We start from the raw sequence: 19,464 nt of genomic DNA on the forward strand, positions 1-19,464 counted from the left end.
GGTGCCGCGCTTTACCGCGCCGCCGGCAGCGAGAACTGGAAGCGGGCGCCCTGCCCGGGCGCGCTGTCGACGCGGATGTCGCCGCCCATCGCCCGCGCCAGCCGCCGCGCAATGTAGAGGCCAAGGCCGCTGCCCGGCCCATCCTCCGGCGCGACCCGCACAAATTTCTCGAAGATCTTCTGGTGATCGGCCGGGTCGATGCCCCGCCCCTGGTCGGCGACCGTCACCGTCGCCATCTCGTCCTGCTGCTCGCAGCGCACCCAGATCATCGCGTCTTCCGGCGAATGGCGGATGGCGTTGCCGATCAGGTTCAGCATGATCTGCAACGCGCGGCGATAGTCGCCGGTCGCCGCCAGCGCCTCCTTCGGCCCCGGCGCATCGATGCGGATGCGCCGCGCCCCGGCCTTGATCGTCAGCAGTCCGGCGGCGTTGCGCGCCAGCTCCGCCAGGTCGACCGGGTCATGGTGTGGCTGGAAATCGGCGCGCTCGATCGCCTGCAGGTCGACCAGATCGTCGACCAGCGCCAGCAGGTGCCGCCCGGCATTGGCGATGTCGGCGGCATAATCGGCATAGTCGCGGCGCAGCGGCCCATCGGCCCGCGCGCTCAATCCCTCGGCGCTGGCGACGATGCGGCCGAGCGGCTGGCGCAGCGCCGCGTCCAGCCGCTCGCCGAACGCGTCATTGACCGCCGGCGCCGGTTCCGGCTCCGTCAGCCAGGCATCGTCGACGATCGCCGCGCCGCGATAGCCGGAAAAGCGCCCAGCGCCGTCGACCAGCGGCACCGCCGACAGCCGGACGCGGGCGCCGGTCGGCCGCATCTCCGCCGGCTGGCCGGAAAAGCGCCGGTGCGCCGCCAGCGCACCAAGCAGCGGCATCGTGCCGTCGCTATCCTCGACGAAGCGGAACAACCCGGTCAGCGGCGCGCCGATCAGCGACGCCGGGTCGACGCCATTGCCGCCCGGCTGCACCGCGACCAGTTGCATCGCCTCGTCGGTCTCCCAGAGCCAGTCGGCGCTCGCGCGCAGGAAATCATGCTCGCGCTCGACGGATTCGGTCAGCGACGCGGCCGGGGCGGCTCGCTGGTGCCAGCCGCCGATCGCCAGTGCGACGCCGTCGCCGTCCGGCCGGGCGCGTATCCACAGTTCCAGGTCCTGACCGTCGTCGGCGACGACGACGCTGCGCGACACCGGAATGTTCAGCCGGCGCGCCAGCCGCGCCAGGGCGGCGATTCGCGGGATGGCAAGGCCGCGCCCGATCGCGCCGCCGCTGCGGGCGTTGAGCGTGGCCAGCGGCGGATCGGCCTCGATCAGCAACCCGTCGCCGTCGACACGGCCATGCACGGCGTCGAAGCCGGTCACGGCGCCCGCTCCACCGCCAGCGCCGCCAGCGCCGAGCGGTAGCCCGGGTCGAGCGGCGGCGGCATCAGCGCCGCCCGCGCCGCCGCCGGGTCAAGGCGGCCGTAGGCGTCGGCGCAGGCGATCAGCCGCTGCTCCTCCAGCCCGTGGATCGCCGCCATCTCGAACAGGATCATCACCGCCGTGTCGCGGCCGACGCCAACGGCGCGCAGCAGCACCGCCAGCCGGGCGATGTCGCTGTCCGCCGCCATCGCGGTCGCGGTATCGACGTCGATCCCGGCACGCACCGCCAGCATCGCCGCGAACAGCACGAAACGCCCTTGCCGCAACGCGTGGTGCAGCCGGGCATCGTCATCGCTCCCCAGCTCCCGCCAGCGCGTCGCCAGCCGCAGCGCCGCCGCCTCCAGCGTCGCGTCGGCATCATGCGCCGCGAGCAGCGCCGCTCCGGCGGCGGCGATATGCCGGTCGGCAACCGCCGGGTCGACATTGCGGGCGCGGACCAGATAATCGCGCAGCGCCGCCGCGACCCGCCATATCACCCGACGCAGCAGGTCGGCGGGCAGGTCGGACGCCGCCAACACCGGCTCATAGGCGGCGTCGATCCGGTCATTCTCGGCCAACCGCAGCGCATGGTCGGCAGCGGCGGCAACGACATCGTCCGGCGGCGACAGCACCGGCGCCGGGTCGAGTCCGGATTCGGCAATCCGCCGCAGCCCCAGGACGACCCGGTGTTCCTCGGCACGGACGAGCAGCAACTGGACCAGATCAGTGTCGCGCAGCAACCCGGTTTCGTGCAGGATCGGCAGCGCGATCGCCACCCGCTCGCTGGCGAGTACGGCGGCGACGTCCGGCGCCTCGCCTTCGAAATGCGGGGTCAGGATCGCGCGCAGATCCGCCTCGACCGCGCCGACCAGCTGGTCGAACAGCCGCGCCATCACCGCGCGCGTCCGGTCGCTGGCGCGGTGGGCATCGGGCAGGAATATGTCGGTCAGCAGGCCGGCCAGCCGGGCGTGGCTGCTTTCGGCCGCCCGCGCCGCATCGCCCAGCAGGCGCTCGCCGCCCGGCGCCGCCTGCTGCGTCCGCTCCTCGCTGATCACCACTGACATGCCCGCCGCCCTAGCGCCAATGCCGTGAAAACGACGTTAAGGGCATTCGCTTCCCTTTCGCGCCGTCAACTTCTGGATCATCAGCAGGGTCGCCAGCATATGTCCGGCCACCGCCACCAGCCCGGCCACCCATGCGCCGAATACCGCGAACGGCAGCAGGCCCCAGATCGCGGTATCCAGATCGGCAAGCCATCCGGGCACGCCCGTCGGCTTGCCGACGAAGCGGCGGTGGCCGATCAGCGCCAGGCCGAGGCCCAGTATCGCCCCGGCCAGCGCGAACACGCCCCAACCGGCACCCCCCGCATAAAGCTGCCAGGCGAGTGCCAGCAGCGCCGCCACCCCCGCCCAATCCCGCCAGCGCAAGCCGTCCCCGTCGTCGCGCCAACCGAGCGCCGCGATCCGCCGCCCAAGCGCCGCCACGGGCCCGGACAGCATCGCAAGGCCAAGGCCGATCCCCGGCCGCCCGATCAGCGCCAGCCCCCCGGCCGCGCCGAGCAGCGCCACCGCGCCCCACACGAACCACGCCGGCGCCAACATCCCGCGCATCGCCAGCGGCGCCGCCAGGCGGGCAGCGGGCGCGAACAGCATCCGGTCGAGCAGCCCGGTGCCCGCGTCCGTGCGGCGGCGGCCCAGCGCCCGTTCGATCACCGGCAAATCGCCCCGCGCGCCGGCCATCGCCAGCACCCCCGCCGGAGCGTCGACATACAGCGCGCCGGCCTGCAACACCCGCCGCAGCAGCGTCGATTGCAGGTCCCAGTCGCCAAGCATCGCCGCGGTCGTCCGCAGCAGGGCGCCGTCGAGCAGCATCAGCCCGCCCCAGCGCGCGTCGGCGTCGATCCGCTCCCATTCGCTATGCGCGGGGGTGTCGGGCAGGGTCAGCACAGCGCTGTCCGGCCGGGCGAGCAGCCGGTCGAGCACCGCCCGGTCGGTGACGACGCCGTCGGCCAGCAACACCAGCCGCTCCTCCGGGTGGACGCGGTCGGCCGCCTCGGCGACGTTGCGCGCGATCTCCACGCTCAGTCCGTCGCGGCGCAGCCGGTCGACGGCGGCGAGCAGCGCCGGCGGCAGCCGCTCGACCAGCAGCACCAGATGGGTCGCGCCGGCCGATGCGAGCAACCGCGCCTGTTGTTCGATCAATGTCTGTCCGGCAAGCGGCAGCTCGGCGCGCAGCACGCCCTCGCCTTCCGCCTCGGCGATCGCAACGATCAGGCCGGCCAGCAAATCGCGACACTCCCCGCTTCCATCGGGGCACAGCGTTAGGCGGTTCGGCCGCCGCTTGCAAAGCGTCCGGTCCCGATAAATGAGTATGGTGCAGCCCCGGATTCGGCTCGGCCGAATCGGATTCTAGCTGCCGAACCGCGATATCGCGCGCGTGGCGGTGCGGATCGCGTCGGCATCGCCGGCGGGCGCCGTCGCGGCGCGCTCGGCGACATCCATCAGCCGGGTCGCACCGAAACTGGCGGCAAGACCCTTCAGCCGATAGACGGCGGCCTGCCAGTCGGCGGGGTTCTCCGCCTTGCTCATCGCGTCGATATGGGCGGCGGCGCTGTCCATGAAGGCGCTGCGCAGCTCCGCAACCAGCGAGGGGTCGTCGCCGACGGCGGCCGCGAGGGCGGCGTCGAGCGCTCCGGGATCATAAACGGCCATGACCCGTGCTGTAACGGCGGCAGGGTTAACGCGGGGTTGCCGCCGCCTGTTTCCATCGCCCCGAAAAATGTTACACAATACGGATGGCAAGCGGATCGAAGATCGTCGGCCTGTGGGGCGACCCACCGGTCCCCGCAGCGGAAGCCCCGGCCACGGAGCCGGTCATGGAGGATTATGCGCCGGACGAAGCGCGATCCGGGCGCGGCGACCACGCTGTGGCGGTCCTCTGCGCCCTGCTTGCGCTGGCTTGGCTAGGCTTCACTGCCTGGGCTACCGCCGCGACGGTGGCGGCACCGGCCGACGCGGTCGGCGCGATCGCGATGGCCAGCGCGCCGCTGGCGCTGATCGGCGTCCTCTACCTGCTGCTGATGCGGAGCAGCCGGCGCGAAGCGCGGCGCTTCGGCGAAACCACCGCCGCGCTGCGGGACGAGGCGATCCGCCTGGAAGCCCGCGTCGCGGCGCTCGGCGCCCGGCTGGAGGATAATCGTCGCGCTCTCGCCGCCCAGGCCGAATCGCTGACCACCCTCGGCGAGGAAGCGAGCGGGCGGCTCGGCGCGCTCGCCGCCGCGATGCGGGAGGATGCCGACGCCATCGGCACCCACGCCGGCGCGCTGGACAGCGCGGCGGAAGCCGCCCGCGCCGACATGGCGGTGCTGCTGTCCAGCCTGCCCAAGGCGCAGGTCCAGACCCGGCAGCTCGCCGCCGCGTTGCAGGCGGCCGGCGCCGGCGCGCTCGAACAGGCGCAGGCGCTGGAAACGCAGATCGCCGCCCTCGCCGCGCGCGGGCAGGAGGCGGACAACATCGCCGGCGGCGCGGCGGAACGGCTTGCCGCTCATCTCGGCCAGATCGAATCGACCGGCGCCGATGCCGGCACAAGGCTGGAAGACGCTGCCGGCCGGATGAACGAGACGGTTGACGCCGCGCTGGCCCGCACGGTCAATGCGGTCGACGAAGCCCGGCGCGGAATAGAGGCGCAGGGCGGCGCGATGCTGGCGATGGTCGAACAGTCGCGGGCGGCGCTGGCGCGCACCAGCGACGAAACCGCCGAATCGCTCGCCCGGCGCGTCGCCGCCATCGTCGCGGAGGTCGATGCCCTTGGCGCTCGGCTGGAGGCGCACGACAAGAGCGGCCACGCGCTCGTTTCGTGGCTGAGCAACGGCCTTGCCGACATAGAAGCGCGACTGGCCGCGCTCGACAGCGACGGCGCGGTACGAACCGAGCGGCTTGGCGCGGCGGTGGCGGCGCTTTCCGGCCATGCCGGAACGCTGGCGGAAACGCTGGCGACCGGCGGCGACACCGCCGAAACCCTGATCGGTCGCGCGGAAACGCTGCTGACCGCACTCGACGCCAGCGCGCGCGAGATCGACGAGACGCTGCCCGGCGCGCTCGCCCGGTTGCAGGCACTGACTCAGGCGAGCAGCGAGCGGATCAGCGCTCTCGCCCCCGACATCGGTGCGCTGGAGGCGGTCGCCGGCGCGACCATCGACCGGCTCGCCGAAACCGAAAAGCTGCTGACCCAGCAGCGCGAGGCGATCGACCAGCTCGACGCGGCGGTGGCGGAACGGCTGGCCGGCAGCCGGCAGAGCGCCGAGCAGCTCGCAGACGCGCTCGCCGCCGCCGATGGGCAGGCGCGCAACCTTGCCGACCAGTCGGCGCCACAGCTGATCGAGGTGATGCTCCGCGTGCGGGATACCGCTCAGCAGGCGGCCGAGCGCGCCCGCGAAGCGATGGCGCGGATCATCCCGGAGGCAAGCAGTGCCCTGGGTGCAGCCAGCGAGCAGGCGATCGAACAGGCGATCAGCAGCCGGATCGAAACCCAGATGGCAGCGATCGCCACCGCGGCGGAACGGGCGGTCGACGCCGCGGGTCAGGCGTCCCAGCGGCTGGCCGCGCACATGCTGACCCTTTCCGCCACGGCTGCGGACATCGACAGCCGCTTCGAACAGCATCGGACGGAGGCTGAGGAAACCAGCCGCGAGGCATTCGCCCGGCGGGTCTCGCTGCTGATCGAATCGCTGAACTCGACCGCGATCGACGTCACCAAGATCCTCTCCAACGACGTGACCGACAGCGCCTGGGCGGCCTATCTGAAGGGGGACCGCGGCGTCTTCACCCGCCGCGCCGTGCGCCTGCTCGACGCGGCGGAAGCGCGCGAAGTGTTGCGCCATTACGAAGAGGACGCGGAATTCCGCGAACAGGTCAACCGCTACGTCCACGACTTCGAATCGATGCTGCGCACCGTGCTCAACAGCCGCGACGGCTCGCCGCTCGGCGTCACCATCCTGTCGTCGGACATGGGCAAGCTCTATGTTGCGCTCACCCAGGCGATCGAGCGGCTGCGCAACTGATCGGTGTCAGTCGCCGTGCGCGGCGGCGGCTCGGTCGTATTTGAACAGGTTGATGTCTTCGGTGCCGACCCAGCCATTGACGTAATTCAGGTAGAACAGGCCGAACAGCAGCGACGACAGGATTGTCGTGCGCAGGATGATGCGGCCGGGGCGGAAATTATGCGGCGCGCTGTCCGCCTGCCCCGGAATCTTCTCGGCCCCCGCCTCCTCGTCGGTCTTTTCGCTGAACGGCATCACCAGAAAGGCGCACAGCACCCAGAACAACGACCAGATCGCGACGATCGAGTAGAGATTCATGCGGTCCTCAACAGCAGGACGTCGACGACCGGCTTCTTGCCCGTCCACTCGGTCGCCCGACGGCGGACGGCAAGCCGGATCGCCTCGCGCAGCCGGTCCTCGTCGCGCTCGCCCGTCACGGCGGCGGCAGCGGCCGCGTCGCGCGCATCGTCGACGAAGGCGTCGCGATCCTCCTCGACCGGAATACCCTGCAGCCGGATTTCCGGGTCCGCCGCCAGCCGTCCCTTGCCGCTCAGCGCCACCGCGACGGAAATCTGGCCGTTCGCCGCGATCCGCCGCCGCTCGTTGATCGTCGTGCCGTCCGCCGGCAGGATGACGTCGCCGTCCAGCACCAGCCGGCCGGTGCGCTCGCGCCCGATCTCGGTCGGTTTGCCAGGCGCCAGGCGGATCATCGTGCCGTTGTCCTGCACCACCACGTTCGGCACGCCAAGCGCGCTGCCCAGGCGCGCCTGCTCGGCCATGTGCCGCATCTCGCCGTGGACCGGAACCAGGATGTCCGGCCTGATCCACTTGTACATCATTTCCAGTTCCGGCCGGCCGGGGTGGCCGGAAACATGGACGTGCGCCTGCCGCTCGGTGATCATCTCGACGCCGGCGGCGGCCAGCGTGTTCTGGATGCGGCCGATCGCCATCTCGTTGCCAGGGATCTGGCGGGAAGAGAACACCACCAGGTCACCTTCCGACAGCTTGATCTGGTGCTGGCCGAAGGCGATGCGAGCCAGCGCGGCGCGCGTCTCGCCCTGCCCGCCGGTGGCGACGATCAGCACCTCGCGCGGCGGCAGGCGCATCGCCTCGTCGAAATCGACGAGCGGCGGGAAATCCTTCATGTAGCCGACGCTTTGCGCGACGCGCAGGATGCGGTCGAGCGAGCGCCCGGCGACGCACAACTGGCGCCCGGTGTCGCGCGCCACCTCGCCCAGCGTCTGCAATCGCGCGGCGTTGGAGGCAAAAGTGGTGACGAGCACCCGGCCCTTCGCCTCGCCGATCACCTTCGCCAGCCCCTCGCGCACCCCGGCTTCGGAACCGGACGCCTCGCCGTTGAACACGTTGGTCGAATCGCAGACCAGCGCCAGCACCCCTTCGTCGCCGATCGCGGTCAGGTCGGCCGCGCTGGCCGGCGTGCCGAGCAGCGGATCGGTGTCGATCTTCCAGTCGCCGGTATGGAATATCCGGCCGTGCGGGGTATCGATCAGCAGCGCGTTGCCCTCGGGGATCGAATGGGCAAGCGGCACGTAGCGAAAACCGAACGGGCCAAGGGCGACACGGCCGCCATTCTCGACGACATGCAGCTTGACCTGGTTGCCCAGCCCCTCCTCGTCCAGCTTGCCGCGGATCAGTCCGGCGGTAAACGGCGTCGCATAGAGCGGCACGCCCAGGTCGGCAGCCAGATAGGGCAGCGCGCCGATATGGTCCTCATGCCCGTGGGTCAGGACGATGCCGAGCAGGTCGCCGGCCCGTTCCTCGATGAAACTCAGGTCGGGCAGGATCAGTTCCACGCCCGGATAGCCGGGGTCGGCGAAGGTCAGGCCGCAGTCGACCATCACCCACTTGCCCTGGCAGCCGTAGAGATTGACGTTCATGCCGATCTCCCCCGATCCGCCGAGGGCGAGGAAGATCAGCTCGTTTTCCGGTGTCATCCAATTCTTTCTTATTCTGGTGGCGCCCGCATCACGGCGGCGCATGTGTCACCCGCCTATATGGGCCTGCCGATACAGCATCGCCAGCCCCTTGATGGTCAGATCGGGTTCCACCGCATCGAACAGCGGGACATGTTCGTCGAACAGCACCGCCAACCCGCCGGTTGCGATCACCCGCGCCGGGCGGCCGATCTCCGCCTTCAACCGCGCGATCATCCCCTCCATCATCGCGACATAGCCCCAATAGATGCCGATCAACATCTGGTCCTCTGTGTTTCGCCCGATAACCGAGCTGGAAACCGGCACCGCCACGGCGATGCGCGGCAGCTTGGCGGCGGCAGCGACCAGCGCGTCCAGGGACAGGTTGAGGCCCGGGGCAATCACTCCGCCCTTGTACGTGCCCTTGTAGTCGAGCACGTCGAAGGTGGTGGCGGTGCCGAAATCGATGACGATCAGGTCGCCGGCATAGGCGGCATGGGCGGCGATCGCGTTGACCACCCGGTCGGCGCCGACCGTATCCGGCTCGACCACGTCGAGGACGACGGGCCAGGCGAGCGGCGGGCGCCCGGCCACCAGCGCCTCCACCCCGAAATACTTGCGCGCCAGCACCTGCAGGTTGTGCAGCGCCCGCGGCACCACCGTCGCGATCACGACCCCGGTGATAGCGCCTCGGTCCAGCCCCTCCAGCAGCAGCAACTGGTGCAGCCACACGGCATATTCGTCGGCGGTACGGCGGGCATCGGCGGCGATCCGCCAGCGCGCCCGGATGTCGTCGCCGTCGAACAGCGCGAAGACGATGTTGGTGTTTCCGGCATCTATGGCGAGCAGCATCGCGGGTTCCTAGACCAGGAAGACGTCGCCGGCGTGGATGACTTCCTCCGCGCCGCCGGCAAGACGGAGCCTCAATGCGCCATCGGCGTCAAGCCCGGCGAACAGACCTTCGTGCCGGCCCAAGCCCGGCAGGTGGACCGAAAGCGCGGTGCCGCGCGGGTGGGCGCGGGCCTGCCAGCGGGCCAGAATGGCCTGAAGGCCCAGCCGCCATGCCGCCAGCCAGCGCGCGAACGCATCGGCAAGATCGGCCAGGAACAGCGCGGGATCGGGCGCGCCATAACCGGCGGTGGCGAGGCTGGTGACGGGTCGACCGAGGTCATGCGGATGGTCCGCCAGGTTGACACCGATGCCGATGACAACCACTTCGTGCGTCCGCTCCAGCAGGATGCCCGACAGCTTGGCACCGCCGAGCAGCAGGTCGTTCGGCCATTTGAGGATCAGGACCGACGGATCGGCATAGGCCGAGACCACTTCATCCAGCGCCACCGCCGCGACGAAGGCCAACGTCGCCGGCGGCGGGTCGCCGGCGCGCAGGCGCACCAGCGTGCTGGCGTACAGGTTCCCCGATGCCGACACCCAGTCGCGCCCCAGCCGGCCGCGTCCTGCCGTCTGCCGTTCGGCGCGCAGCCACAGTCCTTCCTCGGCACCGTCGCCAGCGAGCGCCATCATGTCGAGGTTGGTCGAAGCGGTGACCGCGACGGTGCGAAAACGGATCAGAACAGCGCCCGCGCGGCACTGGCGGTAACGACGCCCAGTGCGGGTACAGCGAAATAGCCGAGCGGCGACACCGCCGTCGCGGCCAGTGCGATAAGCCCGCCCTCCAGCACGCTGTTCGCCGGAGCATAGGCGGGCGCGGGATCGTCGAAATACATCGTTTTGACGATCTTCAGGTAATAGAAGGCGCTGATCACCGACGCGGCGATGCCGATCGCGGCCAACGGCCATAGCCCGGCAGCGACGGCCGCGTCGAACACCAGGAACTTCGCCCAGAAGCCGAGCAGCGGCGGAATGCCGGCCAGCGAGAACATGAAGATCGCGAACGCCGCCGCCAGCCCGCGCCGCGACTGCGACAGGCCGGACAGGCTGGCGATCGTCTCGATCGGGCGGCCATCCGCATCGCGCATCTGGAGGACGACAAGGAAGCTGCCGAGCGTCATAGCGATATAGATCGCCATGTAGCTCATCACCGCGGCGACCCCCGCCTCGGTCCCCGCCGCCAGGCCGATCAGCGCGAAGCCGATATTGTTGATCGAGGAATAGGCCAGCATCCTCTTGATGTTGCCCTGGCCGATCGCGCCGAACGCGCCGAGCAGGATCGAGGCGAGCGCGGCGAAGATGATGATCTGCCGCCAGGCGTCCGTCGCCGGGCCAAGCGCCTCGACGGTCACGCGGACGAACAGCGCCATCGCCGCCACCTTCGGCGCCGAGGCGAAGAAGCCTGTGACCGGGGTCGGCGAGCCTTCGTAGATGTCCGGCGTCCACATGTGGAACGGCACCGCCGCGATCTTGAACGCGATCCCGGCGAGCAGAAACACCAGGCCGATCAGCGTCCCCGCGCCCAGCCCGCCGCCCTCGACCTGCGTCGCCACCGCCGCCGCGATGCCGTCGAAGCCGGTGGTTGCGGTGAAACCGTAGAGCAGCGAGATGCCGTAGAGCAGAATGCCGCTGGCCAGCGCGCTCAGCACGAAATATTTCAGCCCCGCCTCGGCCGAGCGCGTGTTGTTGCGCATGAAGCTGGCCAGGATGTAGGCGACCAGATTCTGCAGCTCCAGCCCGACATAGAGGGTCAGCAGGTCGACCGCCGACACCATCATCCCCATGCCGACGGCGGAGAGCAGGATCAGCACCGGATATTCGGCGCGAAGCTGCCCTTGCGGCCCGCCTGTCGTGTCGCGCGCGAAGAAATCGGGCGCCATCGCCAGCGAGACCGCCGCCGCGACATAGATCAGCAACTTGGCGAAGGCCGCGAACGGATCGGCGCGGTACAGGCCGCCAAAGGCGTCGCCGCCGTTCCCGGCCGGGCCGAGCAACGCCAGCCCGGCGGCAGCGATCAGCGCCACCGCCAGCCAGTGGACGGCGCGGGCGGAACGGTCGCCGGCGAAAGCCGCGATCATCAGCAACACGAGCGCGCCGCCGGCAAGGATCATTTCCGGCAAGGTCAGCGCCAGCGAAGCGGCGTAGGTCATTGATGCGCCCCTTCAGCACCAGCATCAGCCGGCTCGACAGTGGATACGGCAAGCTGCGCGTCGCCGATCGGCTTGGCCTGCGCCACCCGGGCGACCAGCGTCGCCACGTCGGCGCGCATCGGCCGCAAGAAGCTTTCCGGGTAAATACCCATCCACAGCACCGCCAGCGCGATCGGCAGCAGGAACGCGATCTCGCGCTTCGACAGGTCGGGCATCGCCTTCACGTCGGGCTTGGTCAGCGCACCGAAGACAATGCGGCGATACAGGTAGAGCATGTAGGCAGCGCCCAGAATGATGCCGGTGGTGCAGACGACGGTCGCGATACTGCTGACCTGATAGATGCCCATCAGCGACAGCAGCTCGCCAACGAAGCCGCTGGTCCCCGGCAAGCCGATCGACGCCATCGTGAACAGCATGAAGAACAGCGCATAACGCGGCATATTCTCCGCCAGCCCACCGTAACGATCGATCTCGCGCGTGTGCAGCCGGTCGTAGATTACGCCGACGCAGAGGAACAGCGCGCCGGACACCAGCCCGTGGCTGAGCATGACGATCATCGCCCCTTCCAGCCCCTGCTGGTTGAAGGCAAACAGGCCGATGGTGACGATCGCCATATGCGCGACCGACGAATAGGCGATCAGCTTCTTCATGTCCGCCTGCACCAGCGCAACCAGCGAGGTGTAGACGACGGCGATCATCGACAGCGACAGGATCACCCAGATCAGCGCCTCGGACGCCTGGGGGAACATCGGCACCGAAAAACGGATGAAACCGTAGCCGCCGAGCTTCAGCATCACGCCGGCCAGGATCACCGACCCGGCGGTCGGCGCCTCGACGTGCGCGTCGGGCAGCCAGGTGTGGACCGGCCACATCGGCACCTTGACGGCGAAGGAAGCGAAGAAGGCCAGCCACAGCCAGTTCTGCGCCCCGACCGGGAAGTTGTGGTTCAACAGCACCGGGATCTCGGTCGTCCCCGCCTCGTGCGCCATCCACAGCATCGCGATCAGCATCAGCACGGAGCCGAGCAGCGTGTAGAGGAAGAACTTGTAGCTGGCGTAGATCCGCCTCGGCCCGCCCCAGATGCCGATAATCAGATACATCGGGATCAGACCGGCCTCGAAGAAGATATAGAACAGGAACAGGTCCTGGGCCGAGAAGGTGCCGATCATCAGCACTTCGACGACCAGGAACAGCGCCATATATTCCGGCACTCGCTTCTGGATCGACTGCCAGGACGCGGCGATGCAGATCGGCATCAGGAACACGGTCAGCATGATCAGCATCAACGCGATGCCGTCGATGCCGAGCGCCCAGGCGAAGCGACCGAAGATCGGGTGGAACTCGACGAACTGCCATTGCGGTGCCGCGCCGGACACGTCGAACTGCGCCCACATCAGCGCGCCGAGCGCCAGGTCGAGCAGGGTCGCGCCAAGCGCGATGCGCCGCGCGTTGCCGGCAGACGCGTAGAGGCATGCAAGCGCCGCCACCATCGGCACCAGCAGCATGATCGAAAGAATGGGAATGCCGTTCATGCCGTTAGCTCGCGATCAACCAGGCCGCCGCGCCGGCAAGGCCGAGCAGCATGAGCAGCGCATAGGTGTAAATATAGCCGCTCTGCATCCGCGCGTTCAGCCGGCTGGACAGTGCCACCACCGCCGACATCCCGTCGGGGCCGAAGCGGTCGATCGTGCCCTGGTCGCCCCGGCGCCACATCAGCCGGCCCAGCGCAAAACCGCCCTTGACGAAGACCAGATTGTACAACTCGTCGAAATACCATTTGTGGATCAGGAAATTGTGCAACCCACGGAAATGGTCGACGAACTTCGCCGGAAAATCCGGCGAGCGGATATAGGCAGCCCAGGCGACCAGCAGGCCGGCCAGCATCGCCGCCGTGGCCGATAGCTTCACCCAGGTCGGCACCAGATGCATTTCGTGCATCAAATGCGCGTCGAACGAAAGGCTGCCCTGCCAGAAGGCAACACCCTGCTCGGCATCAAGGAACGGCCCGACGAACACGAAGCCGGCGAACACCGCGCCCAGCGACAGCACGATCAGCGGCACCAGCATGTTGAGCGGGCTTTCATGCGGATGATAACCGCCGGTTCCGTCCACCGCCGCGTGGTCGTGCCCGTGGGCTTCGCCGTGATGGGCGTCGTGCAGCGCATGCTGGATGTGTTCGCTCTGGGTCCAGCGCGCCGGGCCGAAGAAGGTCATGAAGATCAGCCGCCACGAATAGAAGCTGGTCAGCAGCGCGGCGACGACGCCGACGGCGAAGGCGGTGCGCCCCACCTCGGTGCCGCTGGCGAAGGCCGCCTCGAGGATCGCGTCCTTGGAGTAGAAGCCCGCGAAACCGAACACCCCGGCGATGCCGACGCCGGTGATCGCCAGCGTACCGGCGATCATCGCCCAGTAGGTGACCGGGATGCGCGTCCTGAGCGCGCCGTAATAGCGCATGTCCTGCTCATGGTGCATCGCGTGGATGACCGAGCCGGCGGCAAGGAACAGCAATGCCTTGAAGAAGGCGTGAGTGAACAGGTGGAACATCGCCGCGCCATAGGCGCCGACACCGGCGGCGAAGAACATGTAGCCGAGCTGGCTGCAGGTCGAATAGGCGATCACCCGCTTGATGTCGGTCTGGACGGTGGCGACCGTCGCCGCAAACAGCGCGGTCGCCGCGCCGACGACGGTGACGACGGTCAGCGCCGTCTCGCTTGCCTCGAACATCGGCGACAGGCGACAGACCATGAATACGCCGGCGGTGACCATCGTCGCGGCGTGGATCAGCGCGGAAACCGGCGTCGGGCCTTCCATCGCGTCGGGCAACCAGGTGTGGAGCCCAAGCTGGGCCGATTTGCCGCACGCGCCGAGGAACAGCAGCAGGCAGATGACGGTCATCACCTCGAACCGTCCGCCGGCAAAGCCGATGGTGGTACCGACCATGCCGGGCGCTGCTTCCAGGATCGCGGGGATCGACACGGTGCCGAACACCATGAAGGTCGCGAAGATGCCGATCATGAAGCCAAGGTCGCCGACGCGGTTGACGACGAACGCCTTGATCGCCGCCGCGTTGGCCGATGGCTTTTCGTACCAGAAGCCGATCAGCAGGTAAGACGCGAGGCCCACCCCTTCCCAGCCGAAGAACATCTGGATCAGGTTGTCGGACGTCACCAGCATCAGCATCGCGAAGGTGAACAGCGACAAATAGGCGAAGAAGCGGGGCTGGCTGGGGTCCTCGGCCATGTAGCCCCAGCTGTAGACATGGACGAGTGCCGACACGCTGGTGACGACGACCAGCATCACCGCAGTCAGCGTGTCGACGCGCAGCGACCAGTCGACCATCAGGTCGCCGGAATGGATGAACTGCAGCACCGGCACCACGGTCGCCGCGCCATCCCCGGCGAGATAGCCGATGAATACCGGCCAGCTAAGCGCGCACGACACCAGCAGCGCGCCGGTCGTCACCGCCTTGGCGGCGGTATTGCCGATCGCCCGGTTACCGAGCCCGGCGATCAGCGCCGCGAGCAGCGGCAGGAAGACAATGAGCTGGATCACGCCGCGTTCAACCCTTCATCCGGTTGACGTCGTCAACCGCGATCGTGCCGCGTCCGCGGAAATAGAGGACGACGATGGCAAGGCCGACCGCCGCTTCGCCCGCCGCGACGGTCAGCACGAACATCGCGAACACCTGGCCGACCAGATCGCCGAGATAGGCGCTGAACGCGATCAGGTTGATGTTCACCGCCAGCAGGATCAGCTCGATCGCCATCAGCACGATGATGACGTTCTTGCGGTTGAACAGAATGCCGAACACCCCGAGCACGAACAGCAGCGCCCCGACCACCAGATAATGCTGAAGCCCGATCACAGTTCGATCCCCTCGCCCACCGGCGCATCGATGTTGCGGACCGCATCCTCAGGCCGGCGGGCGATCTGCTTCGCCGCATTCTGCGGGCGTCCGCCGCCGCGCTTGCGCTGGGTCAGCACCACCGCGCCGATCAGCGCGACCAGCAGCACCAGCCCGGCCGCTTCGAACACGAACAGATAATGGGTGTAGAGCAGCGCGCCGACCGCCTCGATATTGGGCTTGGCCGCCGGCGTCGGCGCGATCCGCGCGCCCAGGTCGATGCCGCCCGCAGTCCACGCCGCGATCGCGAACACCATCTCCGCCGCCAGCACCAACGCCAGCAGCGCGCCCAGCGGCAGATAGCGCACGAACCCCGCACGCAGCGCGGCGAAATCGATGTCGAGCATCATCACCACGAACAGGAACAACACCGCGATCGCGCCGACATAGACGATGACCAGCAGCATCGCGATGAACTCGGCGCCGACCAGCACCATCAGCCCGGCGGCGTTGAAGAACGCGACGATCAGCCACAGCACGCTGTGCACCGGGTTGCGGACCAGCACGGTCAGCGCCCCGGCCGCGATCACCAGCGTCGCGAACAGGTAGAAGGCGACAGCTTCGATCATGCCGCGCGCCTCGCGTCCGCGTGGGAAAAAAGGAGGATTCCGGTCATCCGCGCCACCTACCGATAGGGTGCGTCGGCGGCAAGGTTCGCGGCAATCGCGCTTTCCCACTTGTCGCCGTTGGCGAGGAGCTTCGCCTTGTCGTAGATCAGCTCCTCGCGGGTTTCCGTCGCGTATTCGAAATTCGGCCCCTCGACGATCGCGTCTACCGGGCACGCCTCCTGGCAGAACCCGCAGAAGATGCACTTGGTCATATCGATGTCGTAGCGCGTCGTCCGGCGACTGCCGTCGGCGCGCGGTTCGGCTTCGATGGTGATCGCCTGCGCCGGGCACACCGCCTCGCACAGCTTGCACGCAATGCAGCGTTCCTCGCCGTTTGGATAGCGACGCAGCGCATGCTCCCCCCGAAAACGGGGACTCAGCGGCGACTTCTCATAGGGGTAATTGATTGTCGCCTTCGGCTTGAAGAAATATTTCAAGGTCAGCCAGTGCGCCTCGAAAAACTCCCACAGCGTAAACGCCTTGATGTGCGAAGCGAGGCTCATAGCACGCCCCCGTAACGAGTAAGCATCAGGAATCCGGAGACGAGGAACACCCACAGCAGCGAGATCGGCAGGAAGATTTTCCAGCCCAGCCGCATCAGCTGGTCATAACGGTAGCGCGGCACCGTCGCCTTCACCCACGAGAAGATGAAGAAGAAGACGAAGATCTTGATGAAGAACCAGATGATTCCCGGCACCAGATAGAGCGGCGCCCAGTCGACCGGCGGCAGCCACCCGCCCCAGAACAGGATCGCGTTCAGCCCGCACATCAGCAGCACGTTGGCATATTCGCCAAGCCAGAACAGCGCGAAGCTCATCGACGAATATTCGGTCTGGTAGCCGGCGACCAGTTCGCTCTCCGCCTCGGTCAGGTCGAACGGCGTCCGCGCCGTTTCCGCCATCGACGAGATCAGGAACACAACCGCCATCGGGAACAGCAGCGGGTTGAAACCGAAGCCGTTCAGGAAACCGTACAGCCCCTGCTGCGCCAGCACGATGCCCGACAGGTTGAACGTCCCCGCCCACAGCACGACGGAAATCAGCACGAAGCCGATCGACACCTCATAGGAGATCATCTGCGCCGATGCGCGCAGCGCCGAATAGAACGGATATTTGGAGTTGGACGCCCAGCCGGAGATGATGACGCCGTACACGCCGAGCGACGACACCGCGAGGATGTAGAGCAGCCCGACATTGATGTCGGCCAGCACCCACCCGTCAGCAAACGGGATCACCGCCCAGGCAACCAACGCGACGGTGAAGGTGATGATCGGCGCGATCAAGAACAGGCCGCGATTAGCCGCCGACGGAATGATCGTTTCCTGCAGGAACACCTTCAGCCCGTCGGCGAAGGATTGCAGCAGCCCCCATGGCCCGACGACGTTCGGCCCACGCCGCAGCGCCATCGCCGCCCAGATCTTGCGATCGGCGTAGATGATCATCGCCACCGCCAACATCAGCGGCAGCGCGATAAGCAGGATCAGGCTCAGCGTCGCGAGGAACCAGCCGAGGCCGAAGCCGAACACGCCCTGGAACCACTCGGTCATTCCGCGGCCTCCGCAAAGCTCTCGCCGTGGATCAGTTCCGCCGAGCAGCGCTGCATCGTCGGTGACGCGCGGCAGATCGCGTTGGTCAGGTAGAAATCCTTGATCGGATAGGCGATCTCGCCCGCCGCCTTGGCATCCAGCTTCGGCGGCGCCCACGGGAAGCGGACCAGCCCCTCCTGCCCCAGTTCAGGCACCTCGGCGGCCATCGCCGCGCGCAGTTCGCCCAGCGTGTCGAACGGCAACGGCTTGCCGATCACCGCCGACAGCGCGCGCAGGATCGTCCAGTCCTCGCGCGCGTCGCCGGGCGGGAACACCGCGCGCTGCCCCACCTGCACCCGGCCTTCCAGATTGACCCAGGTGCCCGATTTCTCGGCGTAGCTGGCGCCGGGCAGGACGACGTCCGCCGCCGCCGCGCCCTTGTCGCCGTGATGGCCGATGAACACCTTGAAGCTCTTGGCGAACGAAGCGAAATCCACTTCGTCCGCGCCCAGAAAGAAGGCCAGCTTCGGCTTGGCGGCGACAATGTCGGCGATGCCGCCCGGCTGGGCATAGCCGAGCATCAGCGACCCCATCCGCGCCGCGCTGATGTGGAGGACGTTGAAACCGTTCCAGTCATCCCGCACCAGCTTCAGCGTGTCGGCGGCGTTCAGCGCGGCGCCAAGCCCCCGGATGCCGCCGGCGCCGACGATCATCGCCGGCCGCTCCGCCTTGGCGAAGGCTTCGGTAACCGCCTTGGGCAGCTTGCCGAGCAATGCCAGATCGTTGCCTAGCCACTCGACACGATAGGTCAGGTCAGTTTCCGGGCCGATCGCAAATACTTTCGCGCCGCTCTTGATAGCCTTTCTGATCCGCGTGTTGACCAACGGGGCTTCCCAGCGGACGTTGCTGCCGACCAGCAGGATCGCGTCGGCTCGTTCGATGCCGGCGATCGACGTGTTGAAATTGACCGCGCCCAGGCTGGTACAGTCATAATCCATGCCGGTCTGCCGACCTTCGAGCAGTGCCGACCCCAAGCCAGCCAGCAATGTCTTCGCGGCATACATCGTCTCGCAATCGACCAGGTCGCCGGCGATCGCGGCAACGCTCTTGCCCGCCTTGACCGCAGCGATCGCGGCGAACGCTTCGTCCCAGCTCGCCTCGACCAGCTTGCCGTCGCGCCGGACATAGGGCCGGTCGAGCCGGCGGCGGACTAGTCCGTCGACGGCGTGGCGGGTCTTGTCCGTCGCCCACTCCTCGTTCACGTCCTCGTTGATCCTGGGCAGCGCGCGCAACACCTGCCGCCCCCGGCTGTCGAGGCGGATATTGGTGCCGACCGCGTCCATCACGTCGATCGTCGGCGTCTTGGTCAGCTCCCACGGCCGCGCCTCGAACGCATAGGGCTTGCTGGTCAGCGCGCCGACCGGGCACAGATCGACGACATTACCGGAAAGCTCGCTGGTCACCGCCCGCTCGAGGTAGGAGGTGATCTGCATGTCCTCGCCGCGATAGATCGCGCCGATCTCCTCGACCCCGGCGACTTCCTGCGAGAAACGCACGCAGCGGGTGCACTGGATGCAGCGGGTCATCACCGTCTTGACGATCGGCCCCATATACTTCTCAGTGACCGCGCGCTTGTTCTCCTGAAAGCGCGAATAGCCCTTGCCATAGGCGACGGCCTGGTCCTGCAGGTCGCACTCGCCGCCCTGGTCGCAGATCGGGCAGTCGAGCGGGTGGTTGATGAGCAGGAACTCCATCACCCCCTCGCGCGCCTTCTTGACCATCGGCGTATTGGTGAAGATTTCCTGATTGTCCGCCGCCGGCAGCGCGCAGGACGCCTGCGGCTTCGGCGGCCCCGGCTTCACCTCGACCAGGCACATCCGGCAATTGCCGGCGATCGACAGCCGCTCATGATAACAAAAGCGCGGAATCTCCTTCCCCGCCAGCTCGCACGCCTGCATCACGGTGGCGCCCTGGGGCACCTCGATCTCGACGCCGTCGACCTTGACCTTGGGCATGCCGC

The 19,464-nt window shown here is 68.1% G+C and carries 17 protein-coding genes; 1 reads left to right on the forward strand and 16 read right to left on the reverse strand.

Annotated elements, in window-relative coordinates; all coding sequences use genetic code 11:
* Positions 1–11: 11 nt before the first annotated feature.
* The 4 genes from E4A53_RS11805 to E4A53_RS11820 form a co-directional block, all read right to left on the reverse strand.
* A complete protein-coding gene (locus E4A53_RS11805; protein WP_136163319.1) occupies positions 12–1,358 on the reverse strand; it encodes a sensor histidine kinase in 1,347 nt (448 codons plus the stop codon).
* The gene (locus E4A53_RS11810; RefSeq protein ID WP_136163320.1) at positions 1,355–2,461 is read right to left on the reverse strand and encodes a DUF2336 domain-containing protein; all 1,107 of its coding nucleotides are present in this window, start codon (positions 2,459–2,461) and stop codon (positions 1,355–1,357) included. Before E4A53_RS11810 ends, E4A53_RS11805 begins: the two co-directional genes overlap by 4 nt.
* A gap of 36 nt (positions 2,462–2,497) precedes the next feature.
* On the reverse strand, positions 2,498–3,682 hold the full coding sequence (locus E4A53_RS11815) for a hypothetical protein (RefSeq protein WP_136163321.1): 1,185 nt from the start codon (positions 3,680–3,682) through the stop codon (positions 2,498–2,500).
* Positions 3,683–3,805: 123 nt separating this feature from the next.
* A complete protein-coding gene (locus tag E4A53_RS11820) occupies positions 3,806–4,108 on the reverse strand; it encodes an Hpt domain-containing protein (protein WP_136163322.1) in 303 nt (100 codons plus the stop codon).
* An 83-nt stretch (positions 4,109–4,191) separates the two neighbouring features.
* Here E4A53_RS11820 and E4A53_RS11825 point away from each other — a divergent pair, with 83 nt between their 5' ends.
* Positions 4,192–6,456, forward strand: coding sequence for a coiled-coil domain-containing protein (locus E4A53_RS11825; RefSeq protein WP_136163323.1), 2,265 nt, complete (start codon positions 4,192–4,194; stop codon positions 6,454–6,456).
* Positions 6,457–6,462: 6 nt separating this feature from the next.
* Here the strand turns inward: E4A53_RS11825 and E4A53_RS11830 are convergent, their stop codons facing one another.
* Genes E4A53_RS11830 through nuoG form a run of 12 tightly spaced genes read right to left on the reverse strand, consistent with a single transcriptional unit; the run spans position 6,463 to position 19,459 of the window.
* Positions 6,463–6,753, reverse strand: a complete 291-nt coding sequence (locus E4A53_RS11830) for a DUF1467 family protein (RefSeq protein ID WP_136163324.1) — start codon at positions 6,751–6,753, stop codon at positions 6,463–6,465.
* The gene (locus tag E4A53_RS11835; protein ID WP_136163325.1) at positions 6,750–8,390 is read right to left on the reverse strand and encodes a ribonuclease J; all 1,641 of its coding nucleotides are present in this window, start codon (positions 8,388–8,390) and stop codon (positions 6,750–6,752) included. The genes E4A53_RS11830 and E4A53_RS11835 overlap by 4 nt, the downstream gene beginning before the upstream one ends.
* Positions 8,391–8,438: 48 nt before the next feature.
* A complete protein-coding gene (locus tag E4A53_RS11840) occupies positions 8,439–9,221 on the reverse strand; it encodes a type III pantothenate kinase (RefSeq protein WP_136163326.1) in 783 nt (260 codons plus the stop codon).
* A gap of 9 nt (positions 9,222–9,230) precedes the next feature.
* Positions 9,231–9,935: a biotin--[acetyl-CoA-carboxylase] ligase gene (locus E4A53_RS11845; protein ID WP_136163368.1), complete on the reverse strand. Its 705-nt coding sequence runs from the start codon at positions 9,933–9,935 to the stop codon at positions 9,231–9,233.
* Positions 9,935–11,407: an NADH-quinone oxidoreductase subunit NuoN gene (gene nuoN / locus E4A53_RS11850; protein ID WP_136163327.1), complete on the reverse strand. Its 1,473-nt coding sequence runs from the start codon at positions 11,405–11,407 to the stop codon at positions 9,935–9,937. Before nuoN ends, E4A53_RS11845 begins: the two co-directional genes overlap by 1 nt.
* The gene (locus E4A53_RS11855; protein ID WP_136163328.1) at positions 11,404–12,939 is read right to left on the reverse strand and encodes an NADH-quinone oxidoreductase subunit M; all 1,536 of its coding nucleotides are present in this window, start codon (positions 12,937–12,939) and stop codon (positions 11,404–11,406) included. Before E4A53_RS11855 ends, nuoN begins: the two co-directional genes overlap by 4 nt.
* Before the next feature lie 4 nt (positions 12,940–12,943).
* On the reverse strand, positions 12,944–14,959 hold the full coding sequence (gene nuoL, locus E4A53_RS11860) for an NADH-quinone oxidoreductase subunit L (RefSeq protein ID WP_136163329.1): 2,016 nt from the start codon (positions 14,957–14,959) through the stop codon (positions 12,944–12,946).
* Positions 14,960–14,966: 7 nt separating this feature from the next.
* The gene (gene nuoK, locus E4A53_RS11865) at positions 14,967–15,272 is read right to left on the reverse strand and encodes an NADH-quinone oxidoreductase subunit NuoK (protein ID WP_136163330.1); all 306 of its coding nucleotides are present in this window, start codon (positions 15,270–15,272) and stop codon (positions 14,967–14,969) included.
* Complete coding sequence (locus E4A53_RS11870) at positions 15,269–15,880, reverse strand: NADH-quinone oxidoreductase subunit J (RefSeq protein WP_136163331.1); 612 nt, start codon at positions 15,878–15,880, stop codon at positions 15,269–15,271. The genes nuoK and E4A53_RS11870 overlap by 4 nt, the downstream gene beginning before the upstream one ends.
* Before the next feature lie 56 nt (positions 15,881–15,936).
* Positions 15,937–16,422 carry an NADH-quinone oxidoreductase subunit NuoI gene (gene nuoI, locus E4A53_RS11875; protein WP_136163332.1) on the reverse strand — a complete coding sequence of 162 codons (486 nt, stop codon included), beginning with the start codon at positions 16,420–16,422 and terminating at the stop codon, positions 15,937–15,939.
* The gene (gene nuoH, locus E4A53_RS11880) at positions 16,419–17,465 is read right to left on the reverse strand and encodes an NADH-quinone oxidoreductase subunit NuoH (RefSeq protein ID WP_136163333.1); all 1,047 of its coding nucleotides are present in this window, start codon (positions 17,463–17,465) and stop codon (positions 16,419–16,421) included. Before nuoH ends, nuoI begins: the two co-directional genes overlap by 4 nt.
* Positions 17,462–19,459: an NADH-quinone oxidoreductase subunit NuoG gene (nuoG, locus tag E4A53_RS11885; RefSeq protein WP_136163334.1), complete on the reverse strand. Its 1,998-nt coding sequence runs from the start codon at positions 19,457–19,459 to the stop codon at positions 17,462–17,464. The genes nuoH and nuoG overlap by 4 nt, the downstream gene beginning before the upstream one ends.
* Between the last annotated feature and the right edge of the window lie 5 nt (positions 19,460–19,464).

This window comes from Sphingomonas flavalba (genome assembly GCF_004796535.1).
GTDB classification, from domain to species: domain Bacteria; phylum Pseudomonadota; class Alphaproteobacteria; order Sphingomonadales; family Sphingomonadaceae; genus Sphingomonas_L; species Sphingomonas_L flavalba.

Coding starts and splice junctions, on each gene's coding strand:
- E4A53_RS11810 (WP_136163320.1), bottom strand. CDS start 2,461: ATGTCAGTGGTGATCAGCGAGGAGCGGACGCAGCAGGCGGCGCCGGGC.
- E4A53_RS11820 (WP_136163322.1), bottom strand. CDS start 4,108: ATGGCCGTTTATGATCCCGGAGCGCTCGACGCCGCCCTCGCGGCCGCC.
- E4A53_RS11825 (WP_136163323.1), top strand. CDS start 4,192: ATGGCAAGCGGATCGAAGATCGTCGGCCTGTGGGGCGACCCACCGGTC.
- E4A53_RS11830 (WP_136163324.1), bottom strand. CDS start 6,753: ATGAATCTCTACTCGATCGTCGCGATCTGGTCGTTGTTCTGGGTGCTG.
- E4A53_RS11835 (WP_136163325.1), bottom strand. CDS start 8,390: ATGACACCGGAAAACGAGCTGATCTTCCTCGCCCTCGGCGGATCGGGG.
- E4A53_RS11840 (WP_136163326.1), bottom strand. CDS start 9,221: ATGCTGCTCGCCATAGATGCCGGAAACACCAACATCGTCTTCGCGCTG.
- nuoN (WP_136163327.1), bottom strand. CDS start 11,407: ATGACCTACGCCGCTTCGCTGGCGCTGACCTTGCCGGAAATGATCCTT.
- E4A53_RS11855 (WP_136163328.1), bottom strand. CDS start 12,939: ATGAACGGCATTCCCATTCTTTCGATCATGCTGCTGGTGCCGATGGTG.
- E4A53_RS11870 (WP_136163331.1), bottom strand. CDS start 15,880: ATGATCGAAGCTGTCGCCTTCTACCTGTTCGCGACGCTGGTGATCGCG.
- nuoI (WP_136163332.1), bottom strand. CDS start 16,422: ATGAGCCTCGCTTCGCACATCAAGGCGTTTACGCTGTGGGAGTTTTTC.
- nuoH (WP_136163333.1), bottom strand. CDS start 17,465: ATGACCGAGTGGTTCCAGGGCGTGTTCGGCTTCGGCCTCGGCTGGTTC.
- nuoG (WP_136163334.1), bottom strand. CDS start 19,459: ATGCCCAAGGTCAAGGTCGACGGCGTCGAGATCGAGGTGCCCCAGGGC.